This window comes from Actinophytocola sp. (assembly GCF_036002505.1).
Taxonomy (GTDB): Bacteria; Actinomycetota; Actinomycetes; order Mycobacteriales; family Pseudonocardiaceae; genus DASYTH01.
Genome location: NZ_DASYTH010000428.1, coordinates 151,886 through 170,547, shown reverse-complemented (window position 1 = coordinate 170,547; position 18,662 = coordinate 151,886). Strand labels below are relative to the sequence as shown.

Annotated in this window: 17 protein-coding genes; 9 read left to right on the top strand and 8 right to left on the bottom strand. The window is 70.1% G+C overall.

The features are described 5' to 3' along the window. Positions 1–304 precede the first annotated feature (304 nt). The 4 genes from VGR06_RS38610 (at position 305) to VGR06_RS38595 (ending at position 3,940) form a co-directional block, all read left to right on the top strand. On the top strand, positions 305–1,213 hold the full coding sequence (locus VGR06_RS38610) for an ABC transporter ATP-binding protein (protein ID WP_327564185.1): 909 nt from the start codon (positions 305–307) through the stop codon (positions 1,211–1,213). A gap of 257 nt (positions 1,214–1,470) precedes the next feature. Then, a complete protein-coding gene (locus tag VGR06_RS38605) occupies positions 1,471–2,322 on the top strand; it encodes a hypothetical protein (RefSeq protein WP_327564184.1) in 852 nt (283 codons plus the stop codon). Then, the gene (locus VGR06_RS38600) at positions 2,319–3,230 is read left to right on the top strand and encodes an ABC transporter ATP-binding protein (RefSeq protein WP_327564183.1); all 912 of its coding nucleotides are present in this window, start codon (positions 2,319–2,321) and stop codon (positions 3,228–3,230) included. The genes VGR06_RS38605 and VGR06_RS38600 overlap by 4 nt, the downstream gene beginning before the upstream one ends. After that, positions 3,227–3,940, top strand: a complete 714-nt coding sequence (locus VGR06_RS38595; protein WP_327564182.1) for an ABC transporter permease — start codon at positions 3,227–3,229, stop codon at positions 3,938–3,940. The genes VGR06_RS38600 and VGR06_RS38595 overlap by 4 nt, the downstream gene beginning before the upstream one ends. Before the next feature lies 1 nt (position 3,941). On the opposite strand, the gene VGR06_RS38590 is transcribed toward VGR06_RS38595, so the two are convergent. Beyond that, positions 3,942–5,534, bottom strand: a complete 1,593-nt coding sequence (locus VGR06_RS38590; protein ID WP_327564181.1) for a serine/threonine-protein kinase — start codon at positions 5,532–5,534, stop codon at positions 3,942–3,944. A 75-nt stretch (positions 5,535–5,609) separates the two neighbouring features. Here VGR06_RS38590 and VGR06_RS38585 point away from each other — a divergent pair, with 75 nt between their 5' ends. Both VGR06_RS38585 and VGR06_RS38580 read left to right on the top strand, forming a co-directional pair. Beyond that, positions 5,610–6,356, top strand: a complete 747-nt coding sequence (locus VGR06_RS38585) for an SAVMC3_10250 family protein (protein WP_327564180.1) — start codon at positions 5,610–5,612, stop codon at positions 6,354–6,356. Between the two features lie 127 nt (positions 6,357–6,483). Continuing rightward, complete coding sequence (locus VGR06_RS38580; protein ID WP_327564179.1) at positions 6,484–8,115, top strand: hypothetical protein; 1,632 nt, start codon at positions 6,484–6,486, stop codon at positions 8,113–8,115. A gap of 137 nt (positions 8,116–8,252) precedes the next feature. Here VGR06_RS38580 and VGR06_RS38575 read toward each other — a convergent pair whose 3' ends face one another. The 7 genes from VGR06_RS38575 to VGR06_RS38545 form a co-directional block, all read right to left on the bottom strand. Further along, positions 8,253–8,762 (bottom strand): hypothetical protein, encoded by a 510-nt coding sequence (locus VGR06_RS38575; RefSeq protein ID WP_327564178.1) that lies wholly within the window; start codon positions 8,760–8,762, stop codon positions 8,253–8,255. 155 nt (positions 8,763–8,917) lie between these two features. Beyond that, the gene (locus VGR06_RS38570; RefSeq protein ID WP_327564177.1) at positions 8,918–9,727 is read right to left on the bottom strand and encodes a sugar phosphate isomerase/epimerase family protein; all 810 of its coding nucleotides are present in this window, start codon (positions 9,725–9,727) and stop codon (positions 8,918–8,920) included. A gap of 165 nt (positions 9,728–9,892) precedes the next feature. After that, on the bottom strand, positions 9,893–11,041 hold the full coding sequence (locus tag VGR06_RS38565; protein ID WP_327564176.1) for a dihydrodipicolinate synthase family protein: 1,149 nt from the start codon (positions 11,039–11,041) through the stop codon (positions 9,893–9,895). Between the two features lie 13 nt (positions 11,042–11,054). Then, complete coding sequence (locus tag VGR06_RS38560; RefSeq protein WP_327564175.1) at positions 11,055–12,203, bottom strand: Gfo/Idh/MocA family oxidoreductase; 1,149 nt, start codon at positions 12,201–12,203, stop codon at positions 11,055–11,057. Between the two features lie 8 nt (positions 12,204–12,211). Next, entirely contained in the window at positions 12,212–13,006 is a 795-nt protein-coding gene (locus VGR06_RS38555) for an ABC transporter ATP-binding protein (protein ID WP_327564174.1), read from the bottom strand. 81 nt (positions 13,007–13,087) lie between these two features. Continuing rightward, positions 13,088–14,077, bottom strand: coding sequence for an ABC transporter substrate-binding protein (locus VGR06_RS38550; RefSeq protein WP_327564173.1), 990 nt, complete (start codon positions 14,075–14,077; stop codon positions 13,088–13,090). Between the two features lie 40 nt (positions 14,078–14,117). Further along, a complete protein-coding gene (locus VGR06_RS38545) occupies positions 14,118–15,005 on the bottom strand; it encodes an ABC transporter permease (RefSeq protein ID WP_327564172.1) in 888 nt (295 codons plus the stop codon). A gap of 245 nt (positions 15,006–15,250) precedes the next feature. Between VGR06_RS38545 and VGR06_RS38540 the strand changes: the two genes are divergently transcribed. From VGR06_RS38540 to VGR06_RS38530, 3 genes are read left to right on the top strand one after another with little or no spacing between them, the layout of a single operon-like run. Next, complete coding sequence (locus VGR06_RS38540) at positions 15,251–16,411, top strand: ROK family transcriptional regulator (RefSeq protein ID WP_327564171.1); 1,161 nt, start codon at positions 15,251–15,253, stop codon at positions 16,409–16,411. A gap of 4 nt (positions 16,412–16,415) precedes the next feature. After that, a complete protein-coding gene (locus VGR06_RS38535) occupies positions 16,416–17,669 on the top strand; it encodes a 6-phospho-beta-glucosidase (RefSeq protein ID WP_327564170.1) in 1,254 nt (417 codons plus the stop codon). After that, entirely contained in the window at positions 17,666–18,652 is a 987-nt protein-coding gene (locus VGR06_RS38530) for an N-acetylglucosamine kinase (protein ID WP_327564169.1), read from the top strand. The genes VGR06_RS38535 and VGR06_RS38530 overlap by 4 nt, the downstream gene beginning before the upstream one ends. Positions 18,653–18,662: the final 10 nt, after the last annotated feature.

Genomic DNA, 18,662 nt, shown 5'->3' with positions numbered 1-18,662 from the left:
GCCGGCCACGTCGTTATGTTGGCCGGCCACGTCGTTATGTTGGCCGGCCACGTCGTTATGTTGGCCGGCCACGTCGTTATGTTGGCCGGCCACGTCGTTATGTTGGCCGGCCACGTCGTTATGTTGGCCGCTGGCGCGGTGGGGGACATCGCGACGAGCCGACACAGCAACGCCAGGCGCCAACATGGCGACGCCAGCGGCCAACACGCGCCCGCCGGCGGCGTGAAGCTGGCTACCCCTAAGGGGCGAATCCGGGGTGTGACCGGATGTGTGGCGCCCGCGGTCACCTCTACCGTTCTGCGGCGTGACGCTCATCGCGGCGGAGGCGCTGGAGAAACGGTACGAGGGCGGGGTGACCGCGCTCGACGGGCTGACCGTGGACATCGAGCCTGGCATCGTCGGGCTGGTCGGCGCCAACGGGGCCGGCAAGTCGACGCTGATCAAGCTCGCGCTCGGGTTGCTGGCGCCGACCGGGGGCGCGATCCGGGTGCTGGGACTGGATCCGCTCACCGACGCGGAGTCGGTGCGCGCCCGGGTCGGCTACCTGCCCGAGCATGACTGCCTGCCGCCGGACGTCTCGGCCGCCGAGCTGGTGACGCACCTGGCCCGGGTCTCCGGCCTGCCGGCGGCGACCGCGCGGGAGCGGGCCTCGGAGACCCTGCGGCACGTCGGGCTGTACGAGGAGCGGTACCGCCAGATCGGCGGCTACTCGACGGGCATGCGGCAGCGGGTCAAGCTCGCCCAGGCCCTCGTGCACGATCCGGAGCTGCTGCTGCTCGACGAGCCGACCAACGGGCTCGATCCCGAGGGGCGCCGGGCGATGCTGACGCTGGTGCACCGGATCGGCACCGAGTTCGGCCTCTCCGTGCTGATCTGCTCCCACCTGCTCGGGGAGATCGAGCGGATCTGCACCTCGCTGGTGGCCATCGACGGCGGCCGGCTGCTGCGGTCCGCGTCCCTCTCCTCCATGACCGCGGCCCAGGACCTGCTGATGGTGGAGGTCGACGAGGATCCCGCGGTGCTCGCCGCGCGCCTGGCCGGTGACGGGCTCACCGTCAGGTTGGCCGAGCGCGGGCTGCTGGTCGAACTGTCCGATGAGGACACTTACGACGTGATCCGGGACGCGGTGGCGGACCTGGACCTGTCCCTGCACCGGCTGGAGCGGCGCCGGCACCAGGTCGCCGATCTCTTCCGCGACAAGGACCCGGCGTGAGCGAGCTTGCGAGCGAATCAATGTCACAGGGCGTCCGCGAGCGGCGTCACCGAGCCTGCGAGGGGACGTCGTGAGCTTGCGAATGCCGAGTCGAGGGAGTTGGCCTACCGCGACGAGGTGGGCCCGAGGAACTGGGGTCTGGGGGCTTGCCCCCGGTGGAACACGGTCTGCCCGAGGAGTGGTCCTGGTGACCCACCAGCCAGAGCGACCCACGACCATGGCCACCATTCCCGAGCTGAAAAGCAAGGAGGAGAGCCGTGCCGGATAGCGTCATTCACGACATCGGCTACCAGCGCTACGAGGGGGTGCGGCTGGGCCGGCGGTACGCGGTGCGCTCGCTGTGGGTCTACAGCCTGCGCTCGGCCTACGGGTTGGGCCGCAGCGCCAAGGCGAAGATCCTGCCGGCCGGGCTGTTCACGCTGGCCTGCGTCGCGTCCGTGGTCCTCGTCGTGGTCAACAACGCACTGCACCAGCGGGTGCTCAGCTACGTCGGGCTGGTCTCCACGTTCTCTTACGCCGCAACGGTATTCGTGGCCATCGTGGGGCCGGAGCTGGTGTCGCGGGACCTGCGCACCAACCTGCTGGCGCTGTACTTCTCCCGCCCGATCGAACGCTCCGACTACGCGCTGGCCAAACTCGGCGCGCTGGCCGCCGCGCTGTTCGGCCTGTTCACCGGCCCGCTGCTGATCATGTTGCTGGGCATGGCGTTCAACGCCACCGGCGGCGTCGGCGGAGTCTTCCACGAGATCGGCCTGTTCCTCGAAGGCCTGGTCACCGCGGCCATCCACTCGGCCGTGTTCGCCGCGATCGCCCTGCCGCTGGCCTCGCTGACCGGCCGCCGGATGTTCGGCACCGGCCTGATCATCGGCGTCTTCCTGATCACCGCCCCGGTCTCCGGCGTGCTCCGCACCCTGGACACCGGCACGCTCGGCCGCCTCGCCGGCCTGCTCGACCCGGTCAGCCTGGTCAACGGCGTGGACCGCTGGCTGTGGGGCGAGGGACTGTACGACACCGGCCAGTACGGCGCCGCCTACGGCCTGGTCGCCGTCGCCGTGACGTTGCTCGGCACGGCCGGTTTGCTGCGGCGCTACCGGAGGGTGCGGGCGTGATTACCGTTGAACTGACCAACGTGTCCCGCTGGTACGGCAACGTCGTGGCGGTCAACGACGTCACGCTGACCGTCAGGCCCGGGGTCACCGGGCTGCTGGGCCCCAACGGCGCCGGCAAGACCACGGTGCTGCACATGATCGCCGGGCTGCTCGGGCCGTCCCAGGGCACCGTGCTCATCGACGGCAAGCCCAGCTTCCGCAACCCCGACATCTACCGGACCCTTGGCCTCGTCACCGAGAACGAAGGCGTACCGGGCTTCCTCACCGCCTGGGAGTTCGTCCTCGTCGGCGCCCGCCTGCACAAGCTCCCCGACCCGGAGTCGGCCGCCCGCCGCGCGCTGGACATCGTCGAGCTCGGCGACGCGGTCAACCGGCGGATCTCCACCTACTCCAAGGGAATGCGCCAGCGCACCCGGGTCGCCGCGGCGCTCGTCCACGACCCCGCGGTGCTCATCCTCGACGAGCCGTTCAACGGCATGGACCCCCGCCAGCGCCTGCACATGATGGACCTGCTGCACCGGATGGGCGCCGACGGCCGCACCATCCTGTTCAGCTCGCACATCCTCGAGGAGGTCGAGCAGCTCTCCGGCGTGGTCCAGGTGATCGTGGCCGGCCGCCTGGCCGCCTCCGGCGACTACCGCCACATCCGCCGGCTGATGACCAACCGCCCGCACGTCTTCCTGATCCAGTCGTCGGACGACCGCCGGCTCGCCACCGTCCTCATGGGACAGATCTCGGTCTCCGCGGTCGAGCTGGACCCCGCCGGCCTCCAGGTCCGCGCCAACGACTACGGCACGTTCACCCGCGCTCTGTCCACAGTGGCCAGACACCACAGCATCCGCCTCACCGGCGTGCTCCCGTCCGACGAGTCCCTGGAAGACGTCTTCTCCTACCTGGTGGCCCAATGAACACGACCATCGCCGCGCTCACCTTCCGCGCCCTCCTCGGCCGCCGCCGAGTGCTGCTGCTCCTGCCCATGCCGGCCCTGCTGATCGGCCTGACCCTCATCGCCCAGTCCAGCCCCGCGTTCATCGACGAGTGGGGCCCGGTCGTCTTCGCCCAGCTCGGCCTCGGCGTCATCCTCCCGCTGACCGCCCTGGTGGTCGGCAGCAGCGTGCTCGGCCTGGAGATCGAGGACGGCACGATCACCCATCTCCTCACCAAACCCCTCCCCCGCCACGAGATCATCGTCGCCAAGCTCGCCGTGGCCTGGTCCGTGACGACCGTCGCGACCGCCGTCCCGCTCACCGCCGCGGCCCTCATCACCGGCTCCGCCGCCCTCGCCGCCGGCCTCGTCCTCGGCGCGGCCGTCGGCGCCCTCGCCTACACCGCGGGCTTCCTCGCCCTCAGCCTGCTGACCCGCCGCCCCGTGGCCGTCGGCCTCGTCTACATCATCCTGTGGGAGAACCTGCTCACCACCTTCGTCGCCGGCACCCGCATCCTCAGCATCCGCGAGCAGGCCGTCGCCCTGTCCGACAGCGTCGCCGGAACCACCTGGCTCCCCACCCACCTGAACCCCGTCGCCGCCCTCATCCTCGCCGCCGTGCTCACCGCGATCGGCATCCTCGGCGCCACCGCGCGTCTGCGCTCCTACTCCCTGTCCGGCGAAACCAGCTGAATCAGGTGGACCGCCGCCACAAAGTAATGGCGAACTCGTAGTGCCGGCTGACCTCGTTGGTCTGGGGCACTCTCCGTATCTCCCACAAGGAAATCTGTTTATCCGTGACGATGCAGAATTTCGTGTTGACCTGAAGGTCCTTGACGTACAGGTCGGTGACGAAGCGGGTGAGTTTGCTGCAGGTTTCGAACGTCGCGGATTCCTCAGGCCGGAGAATGATCATCTCGCCGCGCGTGGACAACCCGGTGTCGGTCCAGTGATACAGGTCGGAGTCGGTGGAAGTCGTGTCCTCCACCGCGTCATTGTTGAAAATGATGCCGTGGCTGGCGGACAGGTCGACCGAGTCGAACCGCTTGACGAAGTTCTGGTCGCCGCCCGGGTTGGCCGTCGAGGTCGCGCCGGACGAGGTGGCGGGGGCGGTCGGCGACACGGTCCCGCTCGTCGTGGTCGTGGTGGCGGCGGTGGTCGTCGTGGTGGGCGCGGAGCTTGACCCGCCAGCGCCGGAAACGCCGGAGGCCTTCGTGTCGAAGGCGCCCAACGCCCCGGCCACGCCGATGCCGGCCGCCGCCGCGACGATGACGAACCCGGCGGCGAGCAGCACGGCGGTGCGCCGGCGGCGGCGCGGTCGCGGCTCCCGCGGGACGGGTGGCACCGGTGCCGCGGCGATCTGGTTCACCACCGCGGCCATCCGCGGCGGAAGCCAACTCTCCCCCATCTGCAGCCGGGTGCCGGTGGAAAGGGTGCGGCACAGGTCGATCACCTGGGTCGGCGACGGCCGCCGCTGCGGATCCTTGGCCAGGCAGCGGGTCACCAGGTCGACCAGCCGCCGCGGGCACCTCGCCAGGTCCGGCTCCTGCTCGAGAATCCGGTGCGGCACGGCCGGATCGAGGCCGCCGCCGAACGGCAGCTCGCCGGTGGCGGCGTAGCAGGCCAGCACGCCGAGCGCGAAGATGTCCAGCGCCGGCGTGGTCGCCAGGCCGCGAACCTGTTCCGGCGCCATGAAAGCCGGCGTGCCGACCTGGTGGCCGGTGCGGGTCACCGAGGTCGTGTCCGCGGCCCGGGCGATCCCGAAGTCGATCACGCGCGGCCCGTCGGCGGCGAGAATGACGTTGGAGGGTTTGAGATCACGGTGGATGATGCCGGCACCGTGGATCGACTGCAGTGCCTCGGCCACGCCCGCGACCAGCACCAGCACGCTCTCTTCGGGCAGCGGCCCGTATGCGCCGACCGCGGCCTGCAGCGACGGGCCCGGCACGTACGCGGTGGCCAGCCACGGCTGGTCGGCCTCGGTGTTCGCATCGATGACCGGCGCCGTGTAAAGGCCCTGAACCCGGTGCGCGGTGGCCACCTCCTGCGTAAACCGGCGGCGAAACGCCGGGTCGGCGGCGAACTCGGGGCGGATCACCTTGATCGCGACCGGCCGGCCGCCGGGGGTGAAGGACAGGTAGACCCGGCCCATGCCGCCCTCGCCGAGCCGGGCCCGCAGCCGGTACCCGCCAATCTCCCGCGGATCGTCCGGCTCGAGCGGCCGGTGTGCCTGGATATCCGCCCAGCCCGGCCGGGTCGGTGCCGCTTCGGTTGGTCCCTCAGACATCGGTCAGACGCCTCCCGGTCCAGCAATGGAGAAGTTCAGGGTAACGTGTGATGTCGTCGACGAGAGGGCCGGCCGGTGCGGGAACTTGTTTACCTGTCCGACAGCAAGCTCGAGCAGTTCCTGCCCGAGCTGCGGTCGTTCTGGCCCCGGCCGAAAGTCAACCTCAAGTTGCCCATTCTGGAGATTGGCATGGAGCCGGCCGGCGACGCCGAGAAGAAGCGGCTCAAGCATCTGGCCCGGGTGATAGCCGAAATCGAACGGTCCGCCCGGTGGTTCACCGAACCGGACATCGCGACCGGCCAGTGGGTGCATTTCGAGGCGCCACTCAACTATCTGACGGTGAATACCAGCCACCAGGACGTGGCGTTCTTCGTCGATCGCGGCACGGCGAGCAAGGACTACCCGACCGGCGGCACCGTCCGGCTGCTGCTCCACTGCAGCGGCACGCACCTGATCATGGGGCAAGCGCCCGTCAAGGTCAGCCGGCCAGTCGGAGAGCTGGTCAAGGTCCACTCCGACATCCCTGCCTCCTTCCCCAGCTCCGGCGGCTGGCTCACCGTCGACAATGTCGAGCATCTGCTGCAGAAGCTGCGTTACTACCCGCAACCGGCGGACACCCGGCGGGCCGAGCCGCTGGAGCGAACACCCCGGTTGCCGGTGGCGATCAGCCGGCTCCTGCTCGCCATCGACGGCCGGGTCTTTCCGGAGACGGCGGCGTGGATGGCCGGCTACGCCCGGATCAGCGCCAATCTCACCGATGGTGACAACCGATACGTCGTCGCTTCCCCGCTGTACGTCGAATACGCGACGCCTCCGCGGTAACCCCGCCGACGGAGGGTCATCCGGACCAATCGGGCAAAGGTCCACGCCCTGCCCGTCACCCCCGCGGGCCTTGAGGAAAACCGGAGTGCGGCCCGGAATTGGCGTAGGCGACGAATGAGGTGGGATCATGAGTATTGCCTACAGCGGTGTCTTCCGTTCCGGAACCGACGGGCACGCCCTCTGGGTTGCCCAGTGGCCGTCCTTCGAGGCGAAATGGAAAGAGCTGAGCAACCAGGGCCTCCGGCTGACGAACATCTCGGTCACGGTCGACGGCAACAACCCACCCACCTATGCCGGGGTCTTCCGGGCGGGCTCCGATGGGCACGGCCTGTGGGTGGCCCAGTGGCCCTCCTTCGAAGCGAAATGGAAGGAATGGAGCAACCAGGGCCTGCGCCTGGTCAGCATCGCGACGTACAACGTCGGCGGGGTCACGTACTACGCGGGCGCCTTCCGCGCGGGTTCCGGCGGGCACGGCCTCTGGGTGGCGCAATGGGCCAGCTTCGAAGCGAAATGGAAAGAATGGAGCAACCAGGGCCTCCGGCTGGTCAGCATCGCGACGCACGAGTTCAACGGGGTCACCTACTACTCGGGCGCCTTCCGCGCCGGCTCGGACGGCCACGGCCTGTGGGTGGCGCCGTGGGCCAGCTTCGAGTCGAAATGGAAGGAGTGGAGCGGCCAGGGTCTGCGCCTGGTGAGCCTGGACAGTCACATCCACAATGGACAGCGGTGCTACGCCGGCGCCTACCGACAGGGCGGCGACGGGCACCACCTCTGGGTGGGCGTGGACTGGGAGAACTTCGTCGCGAAGTGGAACACGCTGAACCAGCAGGGCCTGCGCCTGGTGGACACCGCGATGTACCCGCACGCCTGCACGGGCGGCTGCCTCAACCAGGTCGTGATGACCACCGGATCGTACGACTACGGGATCACGCGCACGGCGACGCACTGCCCCGGGCTGCCCGGGACCTGCGGCTCACCCGGCGCCGGGGAGACCGTGGTCTACAGCTGGCCGGTCGACGTGGTCGGCTCCGCACGCTACGCCCGCCTATCCGCGCTGGAGTTCTCGGACAAGTTCCTCACCCTGCCGTTCTCCGACTCCGCGGTGGAGCGCCGCGGTATCTGGCTGTACAGCGCCGGTAAATGGCACCACGGCGCGGACTACAGCCGGGACGACAGCGCGACGTTCAAGGTCCTCGCCTGCGCCCCGGGACGGGTCATCCACGTGGGGTGGGACACCTGGTCCGGGAACACCGTGATCGTGAGCCACGACGCCGGCGGTGTCCAGGACGCGTACCGCACGATCTACATGCACCTGCGCGACGGCGCCACCCACGACTGTGACGCCGCCTGGAACCTCACCGTGCCGACACTGTCCGGCACCGAACTGACCGACTACACCGACCACCTGAACGCCACGGGATGCCCGAAGAATCCGCCGCGCAACCCGGATCCGGACCATTGGGGCACCGATCAGCAAACCATTCCGGTGGCGGTGAACCAGCTGGTGAGCCGGGGCACGTTCCTCGGCTGGGCCGGAAACACCGGGCCGGGCGGCAAACGCGGACTGGGCGGGTCGAACACCCACCTGCACATGTTCTTCACCCGCCGCGACCCGTCGAACAACCACTGGTACTTCTTCGACCCGTACGGCGTCTACTCGGTGCCCGGCTGCTACGCCGCCGGCGTCACCGACGCCACCACCGGCCCCTGCGTGCGCTACCCCGTCGCCTGGAAGGACGGCGAACCGCAGTACCCCTGACAGCCCGAGCGCCCCGTCTCACTGTGCGGGGGTGCGATGAATGCGTCGTTACTCGCGCTGGGCGTGAGGAAGGACGCATTCATCGCATCACGCCGCGTCGAAACCGCGCCGGGGTCGTCCCACCAGGGTCTGGAACGTCAGTCCACGTCGTCCATGTCGTTGTGGCCGTCGTTGCCCTCGTTCAACCAGTTGTCGAGCTCCGCCCTGGCGTCCTGCTGCGCGGTGAAGTACTCGATCATCTCCTCGACCCGCCGGCCGAGCGTGGCCACCTGTTCCTGGGTGTCGGTGAGCATGGTCGACAGATACTGGCGCCATTCCAGGTCGGGTGCGTCGACGGCCGCGGCGAGCGCCGTGTTCAGGGTCTCCATGGCCTGGTCGTGCATGAGCAGCAGTTGCTGGTACGCCCCGAGGTACTGGTCCGCGATGTCGGCGTCGGCTTCCTGGTCGGTGAGCGCGGCGACCGCCTGCGTGACCTGGACGTACTGGGCGTAGAACTGGTTCGCCTGGTCGAGCGGCAACTCGCCGGAGAGCGTCTTCAGATATTGGATCAGTTCGGCCGGCAGGACCGGCGCGAGTTGGTCAATATCATTGTTCGCGATGACGACATGAGCGGCCATTTGGGTGAGCGACGGGACAGAGCTGGTCACGAATCCTCCACGGTTGAAAACTGCAAATTGCCTTTTCACCGTAGCCAGCCAACGCCGCGCCTCCCCGACCCTTGAGGCGTACGTTCGGGCAACCGTGCCGGCATCGACGCCGGTACCGAACTTGGTATCTCCCCGGCGTGCGCGTATTTTGATCTCTACTGGTTTACGTGGTCAACATAGGCGGCAATGGTGTCCCGCAGGATCTCCGGTCCTGGCCGCGCCCACAGGCCGGAGTTGAACACCTCGACCTCGACCGGCCCGGTGTAGCCGGCGGCGTCGACCGCGGCCAGGAAGCGGCGGAAGTCGACGCAGCCGGTGCCGGGCAGGCCGCGGCCGAGGAGCACGCCCTCGGGCAGCGGGGTGATCCAGTCGGCGACCTGGAAGCAGGCGATGCGGCCGGCCGCGCCCGCGGCGGCGATCCCGGCCCAGACGCGGTCGTCCCACCAGAGGTGATAGGTGTCGATCACCACGCCGACGGCGTCGGCCGGGTACGGGTCGGCCAGCACCAGCGCGAAGTCCAAAGTGGACACGACGCTGCGGTCGGAGCAGTACATGGGGTGCATGGGTTCGATGGCCAGGCGCACGCCGGCGTCGGCGGCGTGCGGCAGCAGCAGCTCGATCGCCCGGGCCACGTGGGCGCGGGCGTCGTCGAGGGTGCGGGGGCCCAGGCCGCCGCAGACCAGCACCAGGGTCGGGGCGCCGAGGATGGCGGCCTCGTCGATGGCGCGGCGGTTGTCGGTGAGCCAGTCGTCGTGGGAGAAGAATCCGCCGCGGCACAACGAGGTGACCGACAGGCCCGAGTCGCCGACGAGCTTGGCGGCTTTGGCCAGGCCGTATTCCGTGACCGGGGCGCGCCACAGGCCGACGGCGGGGACGCCGGCCTGGGCGCAGCCGGCGATGACGTCGGGGAGCGGCCAGTTGTTGGCCGTGGCCTGGTTGAACGACATGCGGGCCAGGCGGCGCATCACCTCACCTCGCAAGCTCGGTGACGGCGCGCCCTACCGCCTCGCAGGCTCGGCGGCAGGGCAGTGTTTGATCGTCCGCTCGCAAGCTCGCTCACGACGCCCCCTCGCAGGCTCGGTCGCGCCGCTCGCGGACGCCCTGTGACATTGATTCGCTCGCAGGCTCGCTCACTGGGAGACGCCGGCGACGGTGAAGAACGCGCGGGCGCGGGCGGTGGCCAGGTCGGCGTCGGGGAGCAGGCCGGCGGCGTCGGCGAGTTCCAGCAGCCGGGCGAAGTGGGCCGGGGAACGGGCCGACTGGAGGCCGCCGACCATGACGAAATGGTCCTGGTGACCGGCCAGCCAGGACAGGAACACGATGCCGGTTTTGTAGTACTGGGTGGGCGGCCAGAAGAGGCGGCGGGCCAGCGGAATGGTGGCGTCCAGGATTTCCCGGAAACGGTCGGGGTGGCCGCGGTCCAAAGCGAACAGGGCGGCCGCGGCGGCCGGGGCGATCACACCGAAGACACCCAACAAAGCGTCGGAATGGCCCTGGTCGTCGCCGGCGATCAGTTCCGGGTAGTGGAAGTCGTCACCGGTGTACAGGCGGACACCGGACGGCAGCAGGCGGCGGAACTCCACTTCGAACGCGGCGTCGAGGACGGACAGCTTGATGCCGCTGACCTTGTCGGCATGCTCCTTGATCAGGGCCAGCACGGTGTGCGCCTGACCCTCCACGTCGGACGCTCCCCAGTAACCGGCGAGGGCCGGGTCGAACTGGGTGCCGAGCCAGTGCAGGAGGACCTTGCCGTCCGCGTGCTCGATGAGATCCCCATACACCGCAAGGTAGTCGTCGGGACCGCCGGCCGCGGCGGCGAGGTGGCGGCTGCACATGAGCACCGGGGTGACGCCCACCCCGACGACGTCCTCGAGCTGCTCGCGGTAGGCGGCGGTGATCTGCTGCAGGGTGGCCGGGCCGGAGGGAAGCTGGTCGGTGGCCACGCCGGCGACGATGGCGCCGCGGGCGGAACGGGCCTCGGCGGCCGAGCGCTGCACCAGCTCACGGACGGCCGGGTAGTCCAGGCCCATGCCGCGCTGGGCGGTGTCCATCGCCTCGGCCACGCCGAGGCCGAGGCTCCAGATGTGCCGGCGGAAGGCCAGCGTCGCATCCCAGTCGAGCACCGCCCGGGCGCCCGGACCGTTCTCGGCGGTGGGGTCGGCCACCACGTGCGTCGCGGCGAACGCTGTCCGGCCGCGCGGCGGTCCAGGCGGCACCTCGTACCGCGCACCGCCACGCAGCGTGTACCGCCGGCCGTCCGGCAAGTTGACACTGCCCATCGTGCACCCCTGATTATCCCAAGTCGGGAACCTCTACCCTGCGCCCCTCCCGGGCCGAGCGCAGTCCGAGCTCGGCCAGCTGAACCCCGCGAGCCCCCGCCGCGAAATCCAAACCAAACGGTTCGTTTTCCACCACGTGCCGCAGGAACTGCTCCCACTGCACCCGGAACCCGTTGTCGAACTCCTGGTTGTCCGGCACCTCCGTCCACACGCCGCGTGAGTCGCCGCCATCCGGCTTGTCAGGGTCCCACACCGAACGGGGCGTGGCCGCACGGTGCTGGATCCGGCACCGGCGCAACCCCGCCACCGCGGAGCCCTCCGTGCCGTCCACCTGGAACTCCACCAGCTCGTCCCGGAACACCCGCACCGCCCAGGACGAGTTGATCTGCGCGATGATGCCACGATCCAGCTCGAACATCGCGTAGGCCGCGTCGTCCGCGGTCGCCTGGTACGGCTCGCCGCCCTCGTCCCAGCGCCGGTCGATGTGCGTGGCGGTGACGCACTGCACCGACCGGACCCGGCCGAACAGGTTCGACAGCAGGTACTCCCAGTGCGGCAGCATGTCGAGCACGATGCCACCACCGTCCTCGGCGCGGTAGTTCCACGATGGCCGCTGCGCCGGCTGCCAGTCCCCCTCGAACACCCAGTAACCGAACTCGCCGCGCACGGACAGGATGCGTCCCAGGAAGCCGGAGTCGATCACGCGCTTGAGCTTGCGCAGCCCGGGCAGGAACAGCTTGTCGGCGACTACGCCTGTTCGGACGCCGGCCTCGGCGGCCAACCGGGTCAGCGCCAATGCTCCGGCAAGATCGGAAGCCAGCGGCTTCTCGGTGTAGACGTGCTTGCCCGCCTCGATCGCCGCGGAGATCGACTTCTCCCGCCGCTGCGTGGTCTGCGCGTCGAAGTAGATCTCCACGTCCGGCCGGGCCAGCGCGGCGTGCAGGTCGGTGGTCCAGTCGGAAAGCCCGTGCCGGGCGGCGATCTCGGTCAGCTTCGCCTCGTTGCGCCCGACCAGCACCGGCTCCGGCCACAACCGGGTGCCGTCGCGCAAGGGCAGCCCGCCGTCGGCCCGGATGGCCAGCAGCGACCGGACCAGGTGCTGGCGGTAGCCCATGCGTCCGGTCACACCATTGAGCACGATGCCGACGGGCCTTTGGTTCATGAAAACCCCTAGTGACTAGCCGCCGAGCCGAGCAGCTCGCGGATCTGGGTGGTGAGCGTGCCGAACCGGGAGTCGGTCATGACCTCCGCGTAGTGCCGCTCGGCCGGCAGGTCCACGTCGAACCCGCGGACCAGCCGCCCCGGGCGGGGGCTCATCACCTCCACCCGGGTGCCGAGGAAGACCGCTTCGGCGATGGAATGGGTGACCAGCAGGATCGTGGTGCCGGTCTCCCGCCAGATCCGGTGGAGCTCGGTGTTGAGCTGCTCGCGGGTCAGCGCGTCGAGCGCGCCGAACGGCTCGTCCATGAGCAGCACCGGCGGGCGGTGCAGCAGCGCCCGGCAGAGCGCCACCCGCTGCTGCATCCCGCCGGAGAGCTCGTGCGGCAGCGCCTTCTCGAAGCCGGCGAGGCCGGTGAGCTCGATCAGCTCGTCCGCCCGGGCCGCCGCCTCCGCCCGGTTCATGCCGCGCATCTCGGCCTGCAGCAGGATGTTGCGCCGCACGCCCCGCCACTCCAGCAACGCCGCCCGCTGGAACACGAAACCGATGTCCCGCTGGGCTTTCCGCACCGCCGCCCCGAGCAGGTGCACACTTCCCGAGGTGGGCCGCACCAGCCCGGCGATGACCTTGAGCAGCGTGGACTTGCCGCACCCGGACGGGCCGACGATCGTGACGAACTCGCCGGTCTCGACCCGCATGCCGATCTCGGTCAGCGCGGTCGTCTTCGCCCGCTTGGAGGTGAAGGACACGGTGAGGTCGCGCACCTCCACGCACGGGCCGGAGTGCGGGGCGACGGCGGCGGTCATGAGGGGCTCCAAGTGCCCTGAAGGTGGCCTTCAGGGCACTCAACGCCCCGAAGGGTCCCTTCATGGCATTCCACCCCGCACCTACCCACTCTTCGCCTGCGAGCCGTCCCAGTAGGTGGCCGGCGCTCCCGCGTTCTTGAGGTCGCCGTACTGGGTCATCAGGTCGATCGTCTGCTTCCACTTGGCCTCGGTGTTCACGCCCGGCGCGCCCGCGTCCAGCTCGAGCAGGCCGATGGCCTGGGTGAGCTGCTTGACCAGCACCTCCTGCGGCGGCTCGTTCTGCGCGAGCTCCACCATCGCGGCCGCCGCACCCGGGATGTCCTTGGCCGCCTCGGCCCACGACTTCTGCGTGGCCTTCACGAACTTCGCGGTCAGGTCCTTGTCCGCGTTGAGGGTCTGCTCGTTGACCACGATCCCGGTGCCGAGCATGTTCAGCCCGGAGTCGGCGTAGAGCAGGTAGTTGACCTTCTTGCCGGTCTTCGCCTCGATGGTCGGCCCCTGGTCGTGGAAGAAGCCCATGATCGCGTCGACCTTGCCCTCGGCCAGCGCGGCGATCTTCCCGGCAGCGTCGACGTTGACCACCTTCACGTCCTGCGCGGACATGCCGTTGGCCTTGAGCCAGGCCGGGAACACCGCATACAGCGCGTCGCCCGGGGTGCCGCCGACGGTCTTGCCCTTGAGGTCGGACGGCTTGGTGATGTTCTTGTCGGACAGGAACTCGATCGAGGACGGGCCCTTCTGCAGGAACACCCCGACGCTCTTCACCTTCATGCCGGTGCTCACGCCCTTGAGCAGCGGCGGGGTGTCCGCCCAGCCGAACGTGGTCTGGTTCTGCGCGACCTGCTGGATCGTGGTGCCGGAACCGTTGCCCGGCTTGACCTCCAGCTCGATCCCCTCGTCCTGGTAGAAGCCCTTCTTGAGCCCGTAGTAGAAGGGCGCGTGCTCGCCGTAGGGCACCCAGTTCAGGGTCAGGGTGACCTTCTTGGTGCCCGGGCTGCTGCCCTGGCTCGGCGCACCGGAGCCGCGGTCGGCACATCCGGCGAGCACGAGCAGGGCCGCTGCGGCAGCCACGGTTGACAGTCTCATTGAGCAACGCCTCCTTGCGTGCTTTTCATGAGGTCGTGAGCGGTGTTCCGGCACGCCGGCTGGCATGCCAGGGGATCAACAGTGCTTCGGCCAGTTCGATCAGCACGAACAGCACGATGCCGATGAGCGACATGAGGAACAGGTCGGCGAACAGCAGCGGGGCGTTGAGGTTCCCGTTGGCCACCTGCAGGACGTAGCCGAGCCCCTCACTGGCGCCGACGAACTCGCCGACCACGGCGCCGACCACGGCCAGCGTGATCGCCACCTTCAGGCCGGCCATCAGGTGCGGCAGCGCGTTCGGGAAGCGGATCTTGCGGAACGTCTGCCACCGGCTCGCGCCCATGGTGGCGGACAGGTCCAGCAGCTCGGGGTCGATGGAGCGGAGCCCAGCGACCCCGGAGATCACCACCGGGAAGAACGCGATCAGCACCGCGAGAATCATCTTCGGGGCGAGCCCGAAGCCGAACCACACCACCAGCAGCGGCGCGATCGCGACCTTCGGGATGACCTGGGCGAAGAGCACCACCGGGTAGAGCGTCTTCTCCATGGTCGGCGAGTAGACGATCACGATCGCGGTGGCCAGGCCGAGCAGGCTGGCCAGCACGAAGCCGATCACGGTCTCGTAGAGCGTGACGTAGCTGCTGCGCAGCAGCATCGGCCACTCGTCGGTCATGGTGCGCCAGACCTGGCCGGGCGTGGGCACCAGGTAGTTCGGCACGTACTGCCGGGCCGCGACGAACCACCACACCGCGAACAGCAGCCCGAGCAGCAGCGCCGGGCGCCAGGCCGCGTTCAGGAAGCGCAGGAACCGCCCGCCGAGCCCGGCCCGCTCCGGCCGGCCCGGCGGTGCTTCCGGCGCCCGAGCGCCGGCTGCGTGCCGGCCATCGGAAACGGTCACCTCCGGAGCTGGCATGACGTGACCCTTCTGGTAAGCGCTTTCCTGCAACCCTAAGTGGTCGGAGGTCTTGAGGGAAGGGCTTTCCTTTGCACCAACTCTTCGTGATCCGTCACGGCCATTGGCGTAACCGCGATAATGTGCACGTAACACCTGGTCATCCCATATGGCGGGGCGCCTTGACGCGGGCTGTCCCGGCGCATAACGTCCGACCTAACAGTTAGGAAGTCTGCCTAACTAACCGCGAAAACCCGGGAGTGCGTGTGGATCAACTGGCCGGCTCGTCGCGCCTGCTGCGCGCGATCAACGAGACCGCCGCGCTCGGCCATCTGCTCGAGCGCGGGCCGCTGACCCGCGGTGACCTCCGTGAGCTTACCGGCCTGGCGAAGCCGACCACCTCGGATGTGTTGCGGCGCCTGCAGGACGCGGGCCTGGCCAAGGTGGTCGGGCGGACCAGCGGCGGGCCGGGGCCGAACGCCGAGGTGTACGCGGTGAACCCGGACGCCGCCTACACCGCGGCCCTGTCCGTCCGCGCCCGGGATCTCTCGCTGGCGACCGCGGTGTGCGACCTCGCCGGCACGGTCCGCGCCCGCCGGGAGATCACCGTCGACGCCCAGCCCGCCGACGACCCGGTCGGCGCGGTCGCCGATGCCGTCCAGGCCGCCTGCCGGCACGCGCGGATCCCGTTGCGGCGGTTGGATCACGTGCAGATCGGGGTGCCGGGTTCCTACGACGAGCGGGCCGACACCATCCACTACACCGACGTGCCCGGCTGGTCGCGACCCGGGCTGATCGGCGAAATACGCCGGCGGCTGCGCACCGAGGTGAGCGTGGACAACGACGCGAACCTCGCCGCGGTGGCGGAGCGGACCCGCGGGATCGCCACGGACGCGGAGAGCTTCGCGCTGCTCTGGCTCGGCGAGGAGGGCCTTGGCCTGGCCATCGACCTCGGGCGGACGCTGCTGCGCGGGGCCCGGGGCGGCGCGGGCGAGATCGGCTACATGCCGGTCGGGCTCCCGTCGACGGAACGCGGGCGGGCCGTGGTGCACGACTTCCACGAGCTGGTCAGCGGGACCGCGGTGCTCGCTTTGGCGCGGGAGCACGGGATCAGCGCCTCGAGCGGGGCCGAGGCGGTCGCCGCGCCGGGTGCGCACGCCGAGTTCCTGGCGGCGCTGGCCACCCGGGTCGCGGTGGGGCTGGCCGCGGTGATCGCGGTGCTGGACCCACCGCTGATCGTGCTGTCCGGCGACGTGGGGCAGGCCGCCGGGGCGCCCCTGGCCGAGGCGGTCATGGTGGCGCTGCGGAAACTGTCCGTGCTGCAGACGACGGTGGCGGCCACCGGGGTGAGTGACGACCCGGTGCTGCTCGGGGCTCTGGACACCTCGCTGTCGGCGGTCCGCGCGACGCTGCTCGGTCGCAGGTGACGGCGTGAAGGTGACGGTGGTCGGCGGGGGCTCGACGTACACCCCGGAGCTGGTCGACGGGTTCGCCCGGCTGCACCGCGAGGTCGGCGAGCTGGCGCTGGTCGACCCGGCCGTGGACCGGCTCGACGTGATCGGGCCTTTGGCGCGGCGGATCTTCGCGCGGCACGGGCATCCCGGGCTGGTCTCCTGGACCTCGGACCTCGACGCCGGGCTCGCCGGCGCCGACGTGGTGCTCCTCCAACTCCGCGTCGGCGGGCAGACGGCGCGGATCAGCGACGAGACGTTTCCGCTGGACTGCTCCTGCGTCGGCCAGGAGACCGTTGGCGCCGGTGGCCTGGCCAAAGCACTGCGCACGGTTCCGGTCGTGCTCGAGGTGGCGCGCCGGGCCCGGTCGGTTGCGGCTGACGGGGCGTGGATCGTGGCGTTCACGAACCCGGTCGGGATCGTCACCCGGGCGCTGCTCGACGACGGGCACCGCGCGGTCGGGCTGTGCAATGTCGCAATAGGACTGCAGCGACATTTCGCCGGCCTGCTCGATGTTTCCCCGGAGTCGGTGGTGCTGGACCACGTCGGCCTCAACCATCTCACCTGGGAACGCGCGGCGGTCGTCGACGTGGTGGACCTGCTGCCGAAGCTCCTCGACGAGCACGGCGCAGAGCTGGCCGCCAAGGTCGGCCTGCCGCCGGAGATTCTCCGGCTGAGCGGGACCGTGCCGTCCTACTATTTACGATACTTTTACTGTCACGACGAGGTGGTGGCCGAGCAGCGAACGTCGCCGAGTCGCGGCACCCGGGTTGCCGAGATCGAGCGGGAGTTGCTGGCCATGTACGCCGATCCGGCGCTGGACACCAAGCCGGCGCTGCTGTCGGAACGCGGCGGTGCGTTCTACTCCGAGGCGGCCGTCGGGCTCCTGGCTTCCCTGCGCGGTGATGACGGCGCCATCCACGCGGCCAACGTGCGCAACCGCGGGACGTTCACCGGCCTGCCGGACGAGGCGGTGATCGAGGTGTCCTGCCGGGTCGGGCGCGATGGCGCGGTGCCGCTCCCCACTCCCCCGCTGGCTCCGGACATCGCCGGGCTCGTCGCCCACCACGCCGGCTACGAGGAACTGGCGCTCGAAGCGGCGGTGCACGGCGGCCGCGACCGGGTCTACCACGCGCTCCTCGCCCACCCGCTGATCGGCCAGGCCGACCTCGCCAACCGGCTCACCGACCGGTTGCTTGCCGCCAACGCCGAGTTCCTGGGGTGGGCCCGGTGAACCTGTTTCTCGCCATCGACGGCGGAAACTCGAAAACCGAGGTGCTGCTGGGCGACACCTCCGGCGCCGTGCTCGGGTTCGCCAGGGGCGCGGGAAGCAACCATCAGACCGCCGGCCTGGACATCGCGATGTCCTGTTTGGACGATCTGGTGCGCACGGTGCGGGAGCAGGCCGGGCCCGGCGCCGAGGCCCGGCCGGTGCTGGTCGCCACCTACCTGGCCGGGGCCGACTTCCCGGTCGAGTACGAGTTGCTCAACGAAGCCATCACGACCGCCGACTGGGCCGACAAGTCCATTGTGGACAACGACACGTTCGCCCTGCTCCGCGCGGGAACCGAAGCACCGAACGCCGTCGCCGTAGTGTGCGGCGCGGGCACGAACTGCGTCGGACGCGCCGAAGACGGCCGGACCGTGCGGTTCCCCTCCCTCGGCCACCTCACCGGAGACTGGGGCGGCGGCCAGCACCTCGGCTCCCTCACGCTCTGGCACGCCGCCCGCGCCGAAGACGGCCGCGCCGAGCCCACCGCCCTGGTCGACGCCGTCACCCACCACTTCGGCTACCGCGCCGTCGCCAACGTCGCCGCCGCCATCCACCTCGGCCAACTCGCCCACGAACGCATCGCCGAACTCACCCCGATCCTGTTCACCGCCGCGGCCGCCGGCGACGAGGTCGCCCGCTCCCTGGTCATCCGGCAAGGTGAGGAGATCGCCACCATGGCCCTCGCCGCCCTACGCCGCCTGGACCTCCTCACCACCCCCGCCGCGGTCGTGCTCGGCGGCGGCGTCCTCCGCTCCCGCGACCCCATCGTCTTCGGCGCCCTCACCGAACGCCTCACCGCGAGCGCCCCGCACGCCGAGATCACCCTCGTCACCGCTCCCCCAGTCCTCGGCGCCGCCCTCCTCGCCCTCGACACCCTCGGCATCGACGGCCCCGCCCACGACCGCCTCCGCGCCGAGGTCTCCCAACTCGCCGAGACGCCCTAGCCTGTCGGGG